This window comes from Pseudomonas sp. TS_SC_3 (genome assembly GCF_056156225.1).
Window position 1 is genome coordinate 3,068,317 of record NZ_CM149586.1, and the last position, 16,531, is coordinate 3,084,847.

Annotated in this window: 14 protein-coding genes; 7 read left to right on the plus strand and 7 right to left on the minus strand. The window is 62.5% G+C overall.

The features are described from left to right. Positions 1-16: 16 nt before the first annotated feature. The 4 genes from AC0J6G_RS14550 to rpmE form a co-directional block, all read right to left on the minus strand. On the minus strand, positions 17-1,285 hold the full coding sequence (locus tag AC0J6G_RS14550; RefSeq protein WP_475248849.1) for a malic enzyme-like NAD(P)-binding protein: 1,269 nt from the start codon (positions 1,283-1,285) through the stop codon (positions 17-19). A gap of 103 nt (positions 1,286-1,388) precedes the next feature. After that, positions 1,389-2,825: a M48 family metalloprotease gene (locus AC0J6G_RS14555; protein WP_475248851.1), complete on the minus strand. Its 1,437-nt coding sequence runs from the start codon at positions 2,823-2,825 to the stop codon at positions 1,389-1,391. Continuing rightward, on the minus strand, positions 2,822-3,622 hold the full coding sequence (locus AC0J6G_RS14560) for a thermonuclease family protein (protein WP_475248853.1): 801 nt from the start codon (positions 3,620-3,622) through the stop codon (positions 2,822-2,824). Before AC0J6G_RS14560 ends, AC0J6G_RS14555 begins: the two co-directional genes overlap by 4 nt. A 17-nt stretch (positions 3,623-3,639) precedes the next feature. Next, positions 3,640-3,861, minus strand: a complete 222-nt coding sequence (rpmE, locus tag AC0J6G_RS14565; protein WP_090240350.1) for a 50S ribosomal protein L31 — start codon at positions 3,859-3,861, stop codon at positions 3,640-3,642. Positions 3,862-4,019: 158 nt separating this feature from the next. On the opposite strand from rpmE, the gene AC0J6G_RS14570 reads away from it, so the two are divergent. Together AC0J6G_RS14570 and dbpA are read left to right on the plus strand one after the other, a co-directional pair. After that, complete coding sequence (locus AC0J6G_RS14570; protein WP_475248854.1) at positions 4,020-6,239, plus strand: primosomal protein N'; 2,220 nt, start codon at positions 4,020-4,022, stop codon at positions 6,237-6,239. Between the two features lie 89 nt (positions 6,240-6,328). Beyond that, on the plus strand, positions 6,329-7,708 hold the full coding sequence (dbpA, locus tag AC0J6G_RS14575) for an ATP-dependent RNA helicase DbpA (RefSeq protein ID WP_475248856.1): 1,380 nt from the start codon (positions 6,329-6,331) through the stop codon (positions 7,706-7,708). A 39-nt stretch (positions 7,709-7,747) separates the two neighbouring features. On the opposite strand, the gene AC0J6G_RS14580 is transcribed toward dbpA, so the two are convergent. Continuing rightward, the gene (locus tag AC0J6G_RS14580) at positions 7,748-8,485 is read right to left on the minus strand and encodes a substrate-binding periplasmic protein (protein WP_475248857.1); all 738 of its coding nucleotides are present in this window, start codon (positions 8,483-8,485) and stop codon (positions 7,748-7,750) included. 137 nt (positions 8,486-8,622) lie between these two features. On the opposite strand from AC0J6G_RS14580, the gene AC0J6G_RS14585 reads away from it, so the two are divergent. From AC0J6G_RS14585 to AC0J6G_RS14605, 5 genes are all read left to right on the plus strand, one after another. Beyond that, a complete protein-coding gene (locus tag AC0J6G_RS14585; protein WP_475248859.1) occupies positions 8,623-9,807 on the plus strand; it encodes a BaiN/RdsA family NAD(P)/FAD-dependent oxidoreductase in 1,185 nt (394 codons plus the stop codon). A gap of 91 nt (positions 9,808-9,898) precedes the next feature. Beyond that, positions 9,899-11,716 (plus strand): SLC13 family permease, encoded by a 1,818-nt coding sequence (locus AC0J6G_RS14590; protein WP_475248860.1) that lies wholly within the window; start codon positions 9,899-9,901, stop codon positions 11,714-11,716. A 114-nt stretch (positions 11,717-11,830) separates the two neighbouring features. After that, positions 11,831-14,002, plus strand: a complete 2,172-nt coding sequence (yccS, locus tag AC0J6G_RS14595; protein ID WP_475248862.1) for a YccS family putative transporter — start codon at positions 11,831-11,833, stop codon at positions 14,000-14,002. Positions 14,003-14,063: 61 nt separating this feature from the next. Further along, complete coding sequence (locus tag AC0J6G_RS14600; RefSeq protein WP_475248864.1) at positions 14,064-14,546, plus strand: GreA/GreB family elongation factor; 483 nt, start codon at positions 14,064-14,066, stop codon at positions 14,544-14,546. Positions 14,547-14,582: 36 nt separating this feature from the next. Then, complete coding sequence (locus AC0J6G_RS14605) at positions 14,583-14,816, plus strand: DUF2789 domain-containing protein (protein ID WP_475248866.1); 234 nt, start codon at positions 14,583-14,585, stop codon at positions 14,814-14,816. Here AC0J6G_RS14605 and AC0J6G_RS14610 read toward each other — a convergent pair. Together AC0J6G_RS14610 and AC0J6G_RS14615 are read right to left on the minus strand one after the other, a co-directional pair. Continuing rightward, entirely contained in the window at positions 14,799-15,323 is a 525-nt protein-coding gene (locus AC0J6G_RS14610) for a YgjP-like metallopeptidase domain-containing protein (protein ID WP_475248868.1), read from the minus strand. The genes AC0J6G_RS14605 and AC0J6G_RS14610 overlap by 18 nt on opposite strands. Before the next feature lie 87 nt (positions 15,324-15,410). Beyond that, positions 15,411-16,511 carry a PQQ-dependent sugar dehydrogenase gene (locus tag AC0J6G_RS14615; RefSeq protein WP_475248870.1) on the minus strand — a complete coding sequence of 367 codons (1,101 nt, stop codon included), beginning with the start codon at positions 16,509-16,511 and terminating at the stop codon, positions 15,411-15,413. Between the last annotated feature and the right edge of the window lie 20 nt (positions 16,512-16,531).

The window sequence follows — 16,531 nt, forward strand, 5'->3', positions numbered from 1 at the left end:
CTCTGAAGCGAGGCGCTTAGCCGTTGAACACGTCGTTTACCGACTGCAGCGGGTAATGCTTCGGATACGGCAGGGTCGCTACACCGCTTTCAATTGCAGCCTTGGCCACCGCATCGCAGACCACAGTGATCAGACGTGGGTCCATCGGCTTCGGAATGATGTACTCACGACCGAACGACAGGGCGATACCGCCGTAGGCGTCGCAGACTTCCTGCGGCACGGGCAGCTTGGCCAGATCACGCAGCGCCAGGGCCGCAGCAATCTTCATCTCTTCGTTGATGCGGGTTGCGCGAACGTCCAGCGCACCACGGAAGATGAACGGGAAGCCCAGCACGTTGTTGACCTGGTTCGGGTAGTCGGAACGACCGGTGGCCATGATCACGTCATCACGCACTTGGCGAGCCAGCTCCGGCTGAATCTCCGGATCCGGGTTGGAGCACGCAAATACGATTGGGCTTGGCGCCATGCGCTTGAGGTCTTCAGGAGCCAGCAAGTTAGCGCCCGACAAACCAACAAATACGTCAGCACCGTCCAGTGCGTCCGACAGGGTGCGCTTGTTGGTTTCGCTGGCGAATACCGCTTTGTACTGATTCAGGTCGTCGCGGCCGGCATGGATCACGCCTTTACGGTCGACCATGAAGATGTTCTCAACCTTGGCACCCATGCTCACCAGCAGCTTCATGCAGGAGATGGCGGCAGCGCCGGCGCCTAGGCAAACGATCTTGGCCTCAGGCAGGGTTTTACCGGCGATTTCCAGAGCATTAAGCATGCCGGCCGCCGTGACGATCGCGGTGCCGTGCTGGTCATCGTGGAATACCGGAATGTCGCACTGCTCGATCAGCGTGCGCTCGATTTCAAAGCACTCAGGCGCCTTGATGTCTTCCAGGTTGATGCCACCGAATGTGATGGAGATGCGGCGTACGGTGTCGATAAAGGCCTGCGGGCTTTCGGACTCGACTTCGATGTCGAATACGTCGATACCGGCAAAGCGCTTGAACAGCACGCCTTTGCCTTCCATAACCGGCTTGGACGCCAGCGGACCGAGGTCGCCAAGGCCCAGGATAGCGGTACCGTCAGAGATAACTGCTACCAGATTGCCTTTACCGGTGTAGCGATACGCCAGCTCCGGATCACGTGCGATTTCGCGCACAGGCTCAGCGACGCCAGGGCTGTAAGCCAGGGCTAGATCGCGGGCGGTTGCAGTGGGCTTGGTGAGCTCGACACTCAGCTTACCCGGACGGGGATTCGCGTGATAATCGAGAGCGGCAGCTTTTATATCTGACATATTGGAATTTCCGCTTTTGGACTGGTGAACAAACAGGCGAACGAGCATACGCAAGTTGTATACAACTGCACAAGACTGACGAGTCCGTATACGCACGAAGGCCCTAACGCACGACCTTCAGCCAATCACCGGTACGTGGCTGACCGGTCGGGTAGAGGTTATTGAGCAAGCGTAAGGTCTTCAGCGCATCGCCTGGCAATTTGCTGCCCTTGGCCAGCGCCTCGATAGTCTGCCCGGGTTTGACTTTGACCCTATGTAACCGCAGTGGCTGCGCCTCTTTGTGCTCAGCAGTGGTGAGCGGCCGAAAGCTTTTGATTACGCTTAAAAACTGCTCGTCATGACTTTCAAGCGAGGCGCGACCGCGTACCGCCCCCACAAACAGGTAAACCCGTGGGCCATGCTGGACAACCGCCACGCGCTTGGCGGCATTCCCGGGAATCACTGCGCTGTAACCTTTGAGGCCAGCCTGTTGTAACTCAACCTCGGCCACCAAACGTTGACCGCCGACGCGCTGGCGCAGCAACTCAGCCGGCGTCAGTTTCTGCGGGTTATCTTCCAAGGTCATGGCCATAAACGCTTGCTGATCGGCGGTGTGACCGATCAGCGTATCCGGGCGATTGAGCAAACTCCAGCCCTGAGGGAAGGCCAAAGTAAAGTTCAGATCCGCATGATAGAACCGCTGGCCACGACGCACGCCGCTTTCGGCTGAGTCACCAAAGGGCAAGCCCTCCAGATGCTTGAGAAAGGCCTCGCGATTAACCTCCTGCCGGCCGGTGGCCAAGGCCCGCGCGGGGCCCAGTACTTGTTGCAGACGCCGGTCATTGTCCGGGTGCGTGTCAAAAATACCGTGATAACCGCCGGCGGATTGCGCTTCACCACGCGCGGCGGCCTGGTCGCGGGCGAAGTCTTCCTGATTCTTCAGCACCTTGACCACTTCGATCATCGCCTGCGGGTCGTAGCCGCTGCGGGCCAAGTACTGCGCGCCCAAGCCATCGGCTTCCAGCTCCATATCGCGGCCATAACCACGGACAAAGGCGCTGCCCAACACACCGGTCACATCCGCGGCGGCGCCCACACCAGTGCCCATCGCCACCGCCTGGCCCAGCAAACCCCAAGCGGTGGATTGGCTCTGTTGCTGCACGCTGTGCCGCGCGGTGACATGGCCCACTTCGTGGCCGAGTACGGCGGCCAGTTCGGCTTCCGAGCTAAGGTAGGCCAGCAACCCACGATGGATATAGATGTAGCCGCCCGGCAAGGCGAAAGCATTGATGTCCGGGCTATCGACCACGGTGAACTGATAGGCCAGCTGGTTGCGGTGGCTGTTTTTCGCCACCCGCTCGCCGACCTGCTGCACATAGGCCTGCAGCTTTTCGTCAGCGTAACGCGGGTTTTCCTTAAGAATCTGCTGGTTGTAGCGGCGGCCAAGGTCGAGTTCTTGCTGCTCGCTCATCATCACAAAGTTACTTTGCCCGGTAGCCGGATTAACCGCGCATCCCGTCAGTTGCAGCAGCACCAGTAAGGACAATATCCGCATGATCATGGCAACACCTCCAGCATCGACTTATCGGTCAACGGCAGCATCCAGCGTGCTTGGCCCTTACGCATAGCGCCACGCTTGGCTCGGTCGATCACCCAGCCGCGAGCTTCGACCTGGCGACCTGCAAGCCCTTGGACCGCTCGCAGGTCAAAGTTGTCCAGCGCACGCGGGGCGATATGCAGCACCAGCGAATCGCCCATTTCCAACCACATCCCGCCGCGATTACGCTCGATGCGCTCAATACGCCCCCGAAGCAAAGCAAAGCCGCCCTGCTGCAGCTGCGCCGCAGCTTTTACCGGTGAGCGCTGCCAGAGCCCGACCCGCGCCTGCCGCGCGCTGCGCTCGGCCGCTTGCTGGCACTGCACCAGCGCCAGGTTAGGCGCAACAGCTACCCGATAGCCCAGGCCCTCGCCGAGTAACTGTGCCTCTAGGTTACGCCCACGGCTGTCATAAGCATGCGCCAGGATGCGCCCGTAGTGATCCTTGGCTTGCTGACCGTACCGCAACGAAACCTGGCCACCGCTGGCGGCTACCAGAGCCTGCAAACGCGTGCGGGCGGCGTCGGCAAACGGCTCGGCAGCCCGGCCTTGGCGGCCCAGCTCCGGGCTGTTCAAACCAATCAGGCGCACATTGCGGCCATCAGCCAGGCGCAAGGTGTCGCCATCCACCACCCGTTGCACCTTGGCACTGGACAAGTGGCCTGGCGCCGGGCAGAACGCCAGCGCCGCGCTGACATAAAAGCCGGAAACAAAAAAGGCGCCCACAAGGGACGCCTTTTTCAATAATGCATAACCCGCCATTAGGCCTGGCGCTGCACTTATGCTTCTTGCTTAGCGCCGAACATGCCGAAACGCTGCTTGAAGCGATCAACACGGCCGCCGGTATCCAGCATTTTCTGCTTGCCGGTGTAGAACGGGTGGCACTCGTTGCACACGTCCAAAGGCAGTGCTTTGCCCAGGGTGGAGCGAGTTTCGATCACGTTGCCACAGCTGCAAGTGGCGGTGATGGCTACATAGTTCGGGTGGATATCGGCTTTCATGGTGATTCCTCAGGACTGTCGCGCCGCCACCAGACACTATTGTCAGGTACCGCACGGAATTAGGCCGGCGATAATACCAGAGCACTGCCGCGACGCAAGGCCGGCCGTCGATTGGCTGCATGCTAAGATCGCGCCTCGCTGACTCAAGGAGCCACAGCTTGCCCGACGTCATTCTGCGCCTCGCCCTGCCCTCGCCACTGCGCCGCCTGTTTGACTACCGTGCCCCACACGGTGTGCCGCGCAGCGCTCTGCAGCCCGGTGCGCGGCTGCGTGTGCCGTTTGGCCGGCGCGAGATGATCGGCATTCTGATTGAGGTGACCGAGCACAGCGAAGTCCCGGCAGACAAACTCAGGCCCGCCCTGCAACTGCTCGACGCCCAATCACCACTGCCGCCGGCGTTGTTCAAGCTGTGCCTGTGGACCGCCCAGTATTACCAGCACAGCCTTGGCGACACCCTGAGCTGGGCGCTGCCGGTGCTGCTGCGCCAGGGTGAGCCGGCGGAAGTACGCCAGCAGCGCTTCTGGTCGGTCACTGCAGGCGCACAGCTGGACGATCCACGTCTAAGCCGCGCACCGCGCCAGCGCGACGCCCTGCGCACGCTCGCCCAGCACCCCCACGGCGTTGCCCATGCACTGCTAAGCAAATTGCAGCTCAATAAGGACAGCCTCGACTTGCTGCTGGAAAAAGGCTTGGTCAAGGTCGACGTGCGCCGCCATGCACCCAGCGAGCGTCACGCCAACTGGCTGGCCCAGCCGGAACTGCCCCTGAATGCCGAACAGCGCGCGGCCAGCGAAGCGATCCGCTCGGGCTTTGGCAGTTTCAACGCCTTTCTCCTGGCCGGGGTGACCGGCAGCGGCAAAACCGAGGTTTACCTGCAGCTGATCCGCGAAACCCTCGAGGCCGGCAAGCAGGCCCTGGTGCTGATCCCGGAGATCAACCTCGGCCCGCAAACCCTGGCGCGCTTCGAGCAGCGCTTCAACGCGCGCATCGCCCTGCTGCATTCGGCGGTAAATGACCGCGAACGCTTAGACGCCTGGCTGGCGGCGCGCGATGGCGAGGCCGATATCATCATCGGCACCCGCTCGGCGCTGTTCACCCCGATGCAGCGACCGGGGCTGATCATCATCGATGAAGAGCACGATGCCTCTTATAAACAGCAGGAAGGCCTGCGCTATCACGCTCGCGACCTGGCCGTGGTGCGCGCGCACCAAGAAAACATCCCGATTGTGCTCGGCTCAGCCACGCCCTCGCTGGAAAGCCTGCACAACGCCCACAACGGCCGTTATGCCCTGCTGCACTTGCGTGAACGCGCCGGCGGCGCCAAGCAGCCGCGCTTTCTGCGCTTGGATGTAAAAAGCCGGCCGCTCGATTCCGGCATCTCCGGCCCGATGCAGCAAGCCATCGCCCAGACCCTGCAAGCCGGCCAGCAGGTGCTGGTGTTCCTCAACCGCCGCGGCTTCGCCCCGACCCTGCTGTGTCACGACTGCGGTTGGCTGTCGGAGTGCCCGCGTTGCGACGCGCGGATGACCGTACACCAGCGCTCGCGCGAGCTGCGCTGCCACCACTGCGGGTACGCCGAGCACCAGCCGAACAATTGCCCAAAATGTCACAACGTCGACCTGCGTCCGGTAGGGGCCGGCACTGAGCGCGCCGAAGAGCGTCTGGAGATTCTCTTCCCCAACCTGCCAGTGCTGCGCGTTGACCGCGACAGCACCTCGCGCAAGGAGGCCATGACCACCCTGTTCAACACCGTGCAGCGCGGCGAGCCCTGCATCCTGGTCGGTACGCAGATGCTCGCCAAGGGGCACCACTTTCCGCGCGTGACCTTGGTGGCGATTCTGGATGCCGATGGCGGGCTGTTTTCCGCCGATTTTCGCGCCAGCGAACGCATGGCTCAGCTGATTGTGCAGGTCGCTGGTCGTGCTGGGCGCGCCGAGGAACCGGGCAAGGTGATTATCCAGAGCCACCTGGCCGACCATCCTTTATTGGTGCAGCTGACCGAGCAGGGCTACTTCGCCTTCGCCGAGCAGGCCCTCAGTGAACGGCGCAGCGCGGGCCTGCCGCCGTTCTGCCACCTCGCCCTGTTGCGCGCTGAAGCGCATAAACCCGGCCAGGCTGAAGGTTTTCTCGATGACGCCTGCACAGAAGCTGAGTTACTCCTGGGCGAGCTGACACTCAGCGGCATCGAGTTGCTCGGCCCGGTGCCAGCGCCAATGGAGCGCCGCGCCGGCCGCTATCGCGCCCAGCTGCTGGTGCAGGCTAACGCCCGCGCGCCGCTGCATCGCTTACTCAACACTTGGATGCATGCATTGGAACAGATGCCCAGCGGCCGTGCGGTTCGCTGGTCACTGGATGTGGACCCCATCGATCTGTTCTAACCGCCAGCAAACACCGGCCGACCGTTAGCGCTAAGCCTGCACAGCGAGCCTGTTACACTGCACGCCATTTCGTTTAGCAGGCCTGTACCGTGACCAACACCGCTTTCGCTTCTCTGCCGCTTTCCGCCGCCATGCTGGCGAACCTCGAGTCTCTTGGTTACACCGAGATGACCCCGATCCAGGCGCAGAGCCTGCCGGTAATGCTCAAGGGCATGGACCTGATTGCCCAGGCCAAAACCGGCAGCGGCAAGACCGCCGCCTTCGGCATCGGCCTGCTCAACCCGCTTAACCCGCGCTACTTTGGCTGCCAGGCACTGGTGATCTGCCCGACCCGCGAGCTGGCTGACCAAGTCGCCAAAGAGTTGCGTCGCCTGGCGCGCTCGGCTGACAACATCAAGATTCTGACCCTATGCGGCGGTGTGCCGTTCGGCCCGCAGATCGGCTCGCTGGAGCATGGCGCGCAGATCATCGTCGGCACGCCAGGGCGTATTCAGCAGCACCTGAGCAAGGGCACGCTGAAACTCGATGGCCTCAACACCCTGGTGCTCGACGAAGCCGACCGCATGCTCGACATGGGTTTTTACGACAGCATCGCTGAAATCATCGAGCAAACGCCCACACGCCGGCAAACCCTGCTGTTCTCCGCCACCTACCCGAGCAGCATCAAGCAGCTGTCCGCGAAGTTCATGCGTGACCCGCAACAGGTCAAAGCCGACGCCTTTCACGATGACACGCAAATTGAGCAGCGCTTCTACGAAATCGCCCCGGAAGAGCGCATGGACGCCGTGGTCAAGCTGCTCAACTGCTACCGTCCACAATCCTGCGTGGCCTTCTGCTTTACCAAACAGCAGTGCCAGGAAGTGGTCGACCACCTGACCGCCAAAGGTATTTCGGCCGCAGCGCTGAACGGTGACCTGGAACAACGTGACCGCGATCAAGTGCTGGCGATGTTTGCCAACCGCAGCCTGTCGGTACTGGTGGCCACCGATGTCGCCGCGCGCGGCCTGGATATAGACGCGCTGGACATGGTGATCAACGTCGAGCTGGCACGTGATTCGGAAATTCACATTCACCGTGTCGGCCGTACCGGGCGTGCCGGTGAAAAGGGCTTGGCCATGAGCCTGGTTGCCCCGGCCGAGGGCCATCGCGCCCAGGCCATCGAAACCCTGCAAAAGGCGCCGCTTAACTGGCACCCACTGAGCAGCTTGAAGAATCAGGGTGGCGCGCCGCTGCAGCCGCCGATGATCACCCTGTGCATCGGCGCAGGGCGTAAAGACAAACTGCGCCCCGGCGATATTCTCGGCGCGCTGACCGGCGATGCGGGCATCCCCGGCGCGCAGGTCGGCAAGATCGCCATCTTCGATTTCCAAGCCTATGTCGCGGTTGAGCGCAGCTTGGCCCTGAAGGCGCTCAACTGCCTCAGCGAAGGCAAAATCAAAGGCCGCTCGCTGCGCGTACGCTCGCTGTAAATACCTCAGGCAGCGGCCGCGCAATGCGGCCGCGACCCGCTACAAACCGTGGCGCTGAAAAACCTGCTCATAGCTGCCATCGGCACGCATGGCCTTAATAGCCTTGTTGAAGGCATCGGCAATCTGCTGATGCTGCGGGTGCCGACGGCTAACCAGAATATGCAGACCGTTCTCACTTAATGGCTGCGGCAAAAACTCCAGCTGATTACGCATGCCGGTCAAGTGCCGGCCCAGGTGAAAGCGCGCGACCAGCTCATCTTCCAAGGTCAGTTGCACCCGCTGCGCCTGCAACATGCGCACGCCCACGGCAAAACTGAGCACACCTACTTTGGTCAGGCGGCTGTCCTGATCAAACGCGCTGGAATAGGCGTAACCGCGCACCACGGCAATGCTGTAGGGGTACAAGTCCGATAATTGGCGGAACTCAATCTGGGCCCCCTTGCGCTGCAAAAAGCGGATGCGGTTGACCAAGTAGGGCTGCGAGTAATAGCCAAACGTCGCGCGCTCATCGGTATACCAGGCATTGATCAGCACATCGTAGGTGTCTTGCTGCAAGCCACGCACCGCGCGCTCCCAGGGCACTTGTGCATAGTCGCTGGTGTAACCGGCACGGCTGAGGGCGGTGACCACCAGATCGGAAGCCAACCCGTTGTTCAGCAGCGTTTTGTCAGTGAAGGGTGGCCACGGGTCGGCGACCAGGCGCAATGCGTCGGCCGCGCCGCCATACAACGGCATCAGCAGCGCCAACGAGAGCAGACCCGCACGCAGTCGATTCATTAACGGCGGCTCCTTCAAGGAGAACAGAGTCCTTAGCCTAGTCGACCGCCGGCCCAGTCACACCCACCCAGCCATCAGTTACTATGCGCGCTGTTTTGCGCCGGCCTTGGCGCACGTCGTAGGTTGAGGAAATTGCTGTGCTTACACCCCAGGTCGTGATTATCGGAGCCGGCGCCGCCGGGCTTATGTGCGCATTGACGGCTGCCGCGCGCGGCCGTCAGGTGCTGCTGCTGGATCACGCCAACAAGGCCGGCAAGAAAATCCTGATGTCCGGCGGTGGCCGCTGCAATTTCACCAATATGTACTGCGAGCCGAGCAACTTTCTCTCGGAAAACCCACACTTCTGCAAATCGGCCCTGGCGCGCTACACCCAGTGGGACTTTATCGGCCTAGTGGCCAAGCATGGCGTGCCGTACCACGAGAAGAAACTCGGCCAGCTGTTCTGCGACAACAAGGCCAGCGACATTCTTACTATGCTGCTGAGCGAGTGCGATGAAGCCGGCGTCGAGCTGCGCCTGGACACCTCGGTCAGCGAGATCAGCAAACGGGACAGCGGCTACCAGCTGCAAACCAGCGCCGGCGCCGTGCGCTGTGAATCGTTGGTGATAGCCACCGGCGGCCTGTCGATTCCAACTCTTGGCGCCACTGGCTTTGGCTATCAGGTGGCCAAGCAATTCGGCCACGAGCTGCTGCCAACCCGCGCCGGCCTGGTGCCCTTCACCCTCACCGACCCGCAGCTCAAGGCCCTGTGCACTGAACTGTCTGGCACCTCGGTGGAAGACTGTGTGGTGAGCTGCAATGGCCAGAGCTTCAAGGAAAATATCCTGTTTACCCATCGCGGCTTAAGCGGCCCGGCGATTCTGCAGATTTCCTCATTCTGGCAACCTGGGGATGCCATCCGCATCAACCTGCTGCCGCATATCGACCTGCCCGAGTGGCTGGCCGAGCAGCAGCGCGAGCGGCCCAACAGCGAGCTGAAAACCCTGCTCGCCGAGCTGTTTACCAAGAAGATGGCCGGGCTGCTGGCGGACAACTGGTTCGCCTCCAAACCGATGAAGCAGTACACCCACGCCGAGCTCAAGGCGATTGCCGAACAGCTCGGCGACTGGCAACTGGTGCCGGCCGGCACCGAGGGTTACCGCACCGCTGAGGTAACCCTCGGTGGCGTCGATACCCGCGAAGTGTCGTCGAAAACCATGGAGTCACTGAAATCACCGGGGCTGTATTTTGTCGGCGAAGTGCTGGATGTGACGGGACACCTGGGCGGTTTCAACTTCCAGTGGGCCTGGGCCTCGGGCTACGCGGCCGCACACTATGCTTAAGGCCGCGCCGGCCGGTGCATAGCCGAAACACGGAACGTATTCGGCTGCGTCGCGCTCATTAGTGGACTCTTTCTAAGGATGGTTTGCCCGCATGACCCAAGACCAAGGTTTTATCTTCGCCATCCTCACCGCCACCATCGGCATGTTCCTCTGGGGCCGCTGGCGGCATGACATCGTCGCGCTGGCCGCACTCCTGGCCTGCGTGATCGCCGGCCTGGTGCCCGACCAAGAAGCCTTTGTCGGTTTTGGCCACCCGGCCGTGATCACCGTGGCCTGCGTGCTGGTGCTCAGCTTTGGTTTACAGCGCACTGGCGCGGTGGACGCCGTGGCGAAACGGGTGTTGCCCGCCAATGCTGGGCCGATGCTCTCAATCGCCGCGCTGACCGGGCTTGGCGCCCTGTTATCGGCTTTTATGAACAACGTCGGCGCGCTCGCCCTGCTGATGCCTATCGCCCTGAAGATTGCCAGCAAACACGACCTGCCGCCCGGGCGCCTGCTGATGCCACTGGCTTTCGGCACCATTCTGGGCGGCATGACCACCTTGATCGGCACGCCGCCCAACTTGATTGTGTCCAGCTTCCGCGCGCAAAGCGGTGCCGGGCCGTTTGCCATGTTTGATTTCAGCCCCGTCGGCGTGGCCGTAGCGCTGAGTGGTGTGCTGTTTATTGCCCTGATCGGCTGGCGCCTGGTGCCACGCCGGGAGGTGGCCGGTGCGGCCAGCTTTGACACGGGCACCTACATTACCGAAGCACGGGTTAAGGCCGGCGCTAAAGCTGAAGGCAAGAGCCTCAGTGAAGTCGAGCAACTGCTGGAAGAGGCCGACGCCCAAGTCGTGGGCATGGTGCGCAACAAGCTGCGCCTGTCGGCACCCAACCCGCGGCGCATCCTGCAAGTCGATGATGTGCTGATGATCGAGGCCGAACCAGAAGCCCTCGGCGACGTGCTCAACACCCTGGGGCTGGTCTTGGAAGCCGCCAAACAGCCCGTAGCGGACACGCAGAACAGCGAGTCTGCACAGGACAAAGCCGACGACAAGAAAGACACCAGCCATGACAACAGCGTGCTGCAGGAGCTGCTGGTACGCCCGGACTCGCGGCTGATCGGGCTGGCGGCCAGCCATATTCGTCTACGGCATCGCTACCGCATCAATCTGTTGGCAATCTCACGCCAGAGCCACCGCTCAATCAAGCGTCTGCGCTCGACCCTGATCGAACACGGCGATGTCTTGCTGTTACAAGGCGAGCCCAGCGATATCGCTGACTTTGCCAATGACTACGAGTGCGTACCGCTGGCCGACCGCGACATCAGCATCCCCAACCCGACTCAGGCCGGGCTCGCCGTAGGGGTGATGCTGCTGGCTGTGGCGCTGGCAGCGTTCGGTGTGTTGTCGGCGGCAGTGGCGTTTGCCGCGGGCATGCTGGTGTTTATGGTGACGCGCGTGGTGCCCCTGCGCCAGCTGTACCAGGCCATTGACTGGCCGGTGATTGTGCTGCTGGGCGCGATGATCCCGGTGGCTGGGGCCATGTCCGAAACCGGTGCGGCTGACTTGCTCGCGCGCCTGTTAATGGAACACCTGGCCCAGGGGAATCCGGTGGTGATGCTGACACTGCTGCTGGTGGTGACCATGACCCTTTCAGACTTTATGAACAATGCCGCCACCGCTGCAGTGATGTGCCCGATTGCCTTGAGCGCCGCCAGCCAACTGGGCGTCAGCGCGGATGCCTTGCTGATGGCTGTGGCGATCGGTGCCTCTTGCTCATTCCTCACCCCCATTGGCCATCAGAACAACACCTTGATTCTCAGCCCTGGGGGCTTTCGCTTCGGCGACTATTGGCGCCTTGGCCTGCCCCTGGAAATACTTGTGGTGGTGGTCAGCGTGCCGCTGTTGCTGCTGGTCTGGCCGCTGTAACGGGCCGGCCGGCGCCAACGCCCAGCAGCCTGGATTTATGCTGATAGGCCGTGCCGTCCGCTAGGTTATTCCATTAGTCTTTCTTGTCCGTCTCACGTTCAGGGCCACCGCTCGATGCCTTCCCCTTCGCTCCGCCACTCGCTGCGCCGCCTTTGGGCGCAAGATAAATTCAGCTACAGCCTGCGGGTGTTTATTGCCCTCAGCGGGGCGTTGCTGTTGTGCTGGTCGCAGGGCTGGATGCATGCACTGATCCCGCTGTTTCTCGGGGTGATCGCCAGCGCCCTGGCGGAAACCGATGACAGCTGGCAGGGCCGCCTGGTGGCGCTGCTGGTCACCCTCGGCTGCTTCAGCGTGGCGGCCTATGCGGTGGAATTTCTATTTCCCCACCCCTGGCTGTTCGTCTGCGCCCTGGCGCTGTCGAGCTTTGCCCTGACCATGCTCGGCGCACTGGGTGAACGCTACGCCACCCTTGGCGCGGCCACGCTGATTCTGGCGGTGTACAGCATGATCGGCGTCGAGCAACGTGGCGGCGCCGCCGGGCTCTGGCAAGAGCCACTGCTGCTGGTGGCAGGCGCGGCCTGGTACGGCCTGCTGTCGGTGCTGTGGAATGCGCTGTTCGCCAACCAGCCGGTGCAGCACAGCCTGGCGCGCGTATTCCGCGAGCTGGGCCAGTACCTGAAACTCAAGGCGGCGCTGTTTGAACCGCTGCGCCAATTGGATGTAGAAGAACGCCGCCTGGCGCTGGCCAAGCAGAACGGTCGCGTGGTGGCGGCGCTGAATGCCGCCAAGGAAATCATCCTGCACCGGGTCGGCAATGGTCGGCCGGGGCCGAAGGTCAGCCGCTACCTGAAACTGTATTTTCTCGCCCAGGACGTTCACGAGCGCGCCAGCTCCTCGCACTACCCCTACAACGAACTGGCCGAGGCGTTCTTCCACAGCGATGTGTTGTTCCGCTGCCAACGTCTGCTGCGCCTGCATGGCGAGGCCTGTCAGCGCCTGGCTCAGGCCATCGAGCTGCGCCAGCCGTTCGAGTACCGCGAGCTGTGCCATCAGGCGTTGACTGACCTGCACGACTCCCTCGAACACCTGCGCGTGCAGAGCAACCCAGCCTGGCGCCACCTGTTGCGCTCACTCGGCGCACTGGCCGGCAACCTGCGCAGCCTGGATGCACTGCTGGGCAATGCCAGCAACCCCGACGCCATGGCCGAACAGCAAGACAGTAGCCTGCTCGACCGTGAGCCGCAGTCACTCAAGGATGTCTGGGAGCGCGTGCGCCTACAGCTGACACCGACTTCACTGCTGTTTCGCCACGCCCTGCGCCTGTCCATCGCGCTGGCCGCCGGCTACGGCGTGCTGCACTGGATTCACCCCACTCAGGGCTACTGGATTCTGCTAACCACGCTGTTCGTCTGCCAGCCGAACTACGGCGCGACCCGGCTCAAGCTGGTGCAGCGCATCAGCGGCACCGTGCTTGGCCTGTTACTGGGTTGGGCGCTGTTTGACCTGTTCCCCAACCCGCTGGTGCAGGCACTGTTTGCCGTGGTCGCCGGGGTGGTGTTCTTTGCCCTGCGCAGCAGCCGCTACACCCTGGCCACGGCCGCCATCACCCTGCTGGTGCTGTTCTGCTTTAACCAGGTCGGCGATGGCTACGGGCTGTTTATTCCACGCCTGGTCGATACCTTGCTCGGCAGCCTGATCGCCGGGTTAGCCGTGCTGCTGATTCTGCCGGACTGGCAGGGCCGTCGCCTCAATCGCCTGCTGGCCAACACGCTGAGCTGCAACAGCCGCTACCTGCAGCAGATCATCGCCCAGTACGCAAACGGTAAGCGCGACGACCTGGCCTACCGCCTGGCCCGGCGAAACGCGCACAACGCCGACGCCACGCTGTCGACCACCCTGGGCAATATGCTGATGGAGCCGGGGCATTTCCGTAAGGAGGCGGACATTGGTTTTCGCTTTCTGGTGCTGTCGCACACCCTCTTGAGCTACCTCTCGGGCCTTGGCGCGCACCGGGGCGAAACCAGCCTGAGTGGAAGCGACAACCCGCTACTGGCCAGCGCCAGCCAGTTGGCCGCCAGCCTGGAAGAGATTGCCAGCTGCCTGAACGAAGAACGCCCGGTGGCCATCCACAGTGATGCCGAAGAACAGCTGGCCGCCGAGCTTGAGCAGCTCAGCGACGACCTAGACGACCCGCAACGCCTGGTGCAAACCCAGCTGGCGCTGATCTGTCGTCAACTCGGGCCGCTGCGCACCCTGGCCGCGCACTTGCTCAAGCGCCGCAGTTAAACCAGCAGGCCGGCCCTGATGCTTTCCGCTACCCTGCCCGCCTGCCCATCAAGTAGCCGCCATGAACAAGACCGAACTGCTGCACCGGGTAATCGCCCGCCTCGAAGATGACCTGCTGCAGGCCCAGCAGGCGGCGCTGACCGCTTATGAAACGGCGACCCATGAAGAAAATATCGCCGAAAACAAGTACGACACCCTCGGCCTGGAGGCGTCCTATCTGGCCACCGGGCAGGCACGCCGCGCGGCGGCTATTCGCCAGACCCTGGCCAACTGGAAGCAGTTGGTGCTGCGGACTTTCGACCAGCAGCAGGGCATCCAGCTCGGTGCGCTGATTGAACTGAGCGATGACGACGACCGCCGCCAATGCCTGTTCCTCGGCCCGGACGGCGCGGCGATGAAACTGCAGCAGGCTGGCCAGGCCGTGCAGGTGATCGGTCCGCAAGCACCCCTCGGGCAAGTGCTGCTGGGAAAGACGATTGGCGACGAAGTCACCCTGCGCTTGGCCAGTGGCGTGCAACTGTTAGAGATTCTGTCGGTCGACTAAAGGGCTATCAGCCGATAGCGTCCAAGGGAGACCGCTATGCAAGCCAACGTCCAAGACCTCGCCACCCTGTTTCAACAGCTGGGCCTCGAACATGACCCGGTCAGCATCGACCTCTTTATCAAGCGCCACTCGCCCTTGGCGGAAGACTGCCGCCTGGCTGATGCGCCATTCTGGGACCCAGCCCAGGCGGATTTTTTGCGCCAACAGTTTTTAGCCGACGCCGAATGGGCCGAAGTGGTGGATCAGCTCAATTTACTGCTGCGGGGCTGACAGCGCGCCTGCGGTGTTGGGCAACTCGCGCCAAGTCAGGTACACCCGCAGGTCGAACTCCAGCTGGTGATAGCCGGGCAGCATGTACTCGCAGAGCTTGTAGAAAGCTTTGTTGTGCTCGGCCTCTTTCAGGTGTGCCAGCTCATGCACCACGATCATCTGCAGAAACTCCGGCGCGGCCTCGCGAAACAGTGAAGCCACGCGGATTTCCTTCTTCGCCTTGAGCTTGCCGCCCTGGACGCGCGAGATCGCCGTGTGCAGGCCGAGGGCGCGGTGGGTCAGGTCAAGGCGGTTGTCATACAGCACTTTGTCGATGGCCGGGGCATTGCGCAGGTGCTCCTGCTTGAGCCCCTGGATATAGGCATACAGCGCCTTGTCGCTTTGAATCGCATGCTTACCGCTGTAAGACCGCGCCAGGTAATCGCCCAAGCGCTGCTCGGCAATCAGCTGGCGGATCTTGTCTTGCAGCTGGGCGGGGTAGCCTTGCAGGTATTTAAGCGGGGTCATGGTCGATTAGGCAGCGCTAGAGGGCGGGTAATTATGCCGCACGCCGCACGCGCCAGGGTGCGGCGTTTAACGCCCGGCGCAGCGCCATTAAGGGCTCGGCACTACACGCAGCAGACGCCCGTCCGCGTTATCGGTCAGCAGGTACAGCGCACCATCAGGGCCACTGCGCACATCACGGATGCGCTCACCCAATTCTTCAAACAGCACCTCCTGCCCCGCTAACTTACCGTGCTGCAGGCGAATACGGCGCACGCTGCGTTCGGCCAACGTCGAGGCGAACAGGTCGCCCTGCCACTCGGGGAACAGCGCACCACGGTACTGGGTCAGGCTCGACGGTGCCACCGAAGGCGTCCAGTGCAGCAACGGCTGCTGCAAACCGGGCAGTTCGGTGTAGGGCGAAATCTGCGCACCGCTGTAGTCAACGCCATAGGTGATCAGCGGCCAACCGTAGTTGGTACCGGGCTCGATCAGGTTCAGCTCATCGCCGCCGCGCGGGCCATGCTCGTGGCTGTACAGACGCTTGAGCTGAGCGTCATAGACGATGCCCTGCACATTGCGATGCCCCAGGCTGTAGATCTCCGCCGCAGCACCCGGCTGACCGACCAGCGGGTTGTCCTGAGGGATACTGCCATCACGGTTGAGGCGCACGATCTTGCCAAGGTGGTTGCCCGTGTTCTGCGCCTGCTCGCGCCAGTCAAAACCATCGCCCAGGGTCAGCACCAGCGTGTTATCGGCGAGAAAGGCCATGCGCCCACCGTAATGGGCCGCCCCCGTTTTGGTGGGCAACGCGCTAAATAGCACCTGCACATCCTGCAGCTGCCCATCGACGAGGCGCGCCTTGGCCAGGCGAGTGTTGTTGGCCTGGGCGGTGCCGTAGGCATAACTGAGGTACAGCTGCTGATTGCTGGCGAATTCAGGGTCGAGCAGCACCTCCATCAGCCCTGCTTGAGCGGCAACAAAGCCCGCAGGCACGCCACCGACTGGCTGCGGATTGAGGCTACCGTCCTGCTCGATGAGGCGTAAACGCCCCACCCGCTCGGTCACCAACATGCGCCCATCGGGCAGGAAGGCCAGCGACCAGGGGTGCTCCAGGCCGGCGGTGACGGTTTCGATGCGGTAATCCATGGCGTGCGCCAGGCTGCTGCCAAGCAGACCAAGCAACAACAGGGCGCGGGACGTCTTCAACATGGTTCGGGCCTTTTGCGTGC

Coding starts and splice junctions, on each gene's coding strand:
- AC0J6G_RS14550 (WP_475248849.1), bottom strand. CDS start 1,285: ATGTCAGATATAAAAGCTGCCGCTCTCGATTATCACGCGAATCCCCGT.
- AC0J6G_RS14555 (WP_475248851.1), bottom strand. CDS start 2,825: ATGATCATGCGGATATTGTCCTTACTGGTGCTGCTGCAACTGACGGGA.
- AC0J6G_RS14560 (WP_475248853.1), bottom strand. CDS start 3,622: ATGGCGGGTTATGCATTATTGAAAAAGGCGTCCCTTGTGGGCGCCTTT.
- rpmE (WP_090240350.1), bottom strand. CDS start 3,861: ATGAAAGCCGATATCCACCCGAACTATGTAGCCATCACCGCCACTTGC.
- AC0J6G_RS14580 (WP_475248857.1), bottom strand. CDS start 8,485: ATGAATCGACTGCGTGCGGGTCTGCTCTCGTTGGCGCTGCTGATGCCG.
- AC0J6G_RS14590 (WP_475248860.1), top strand. CDS start 9,899: ATGACCCAAGACCAAGGTTTTATCTTCGCCATCCTCACCGCCACCATC.
- yccS (WP_475248862.1), top strand. CDS start 11,831: ATGCCTTCCCCTTCGCTCCGCCACTCGCTGCGCCGCCTTTGGGCGCAA.
- AC0J6G_RS14600 (WP_475248864.1), top strand. CDS start 14,064: ATGAACAAGACCGAACTGCTGCACCGGGTAATCGCCCGCCTCGAAGAT.
- AC0J6G_RS14605 (WP_475248866.1), top strand. CDS start 14,583: ATGCAAGCCAACGTCCAAGACCTCGCCACCCTGTTTCAACAGCTGGGC.
- AC0J6G_RS14610 (WP_475248868.1), bottom strand. CDS start 15,323: ATGACCCCGCTTAAATACCTGCAAGGCTACCCCGCCCAGCTGCAAGAC.
- AC0J6G_RS14615 (WP_475248870.1), bottom strand. CDS start 16,511: ATGTTGAAGACGTCCCGCGCCCTGTTGTTGCTTGGTCTGCTTGGCAGC.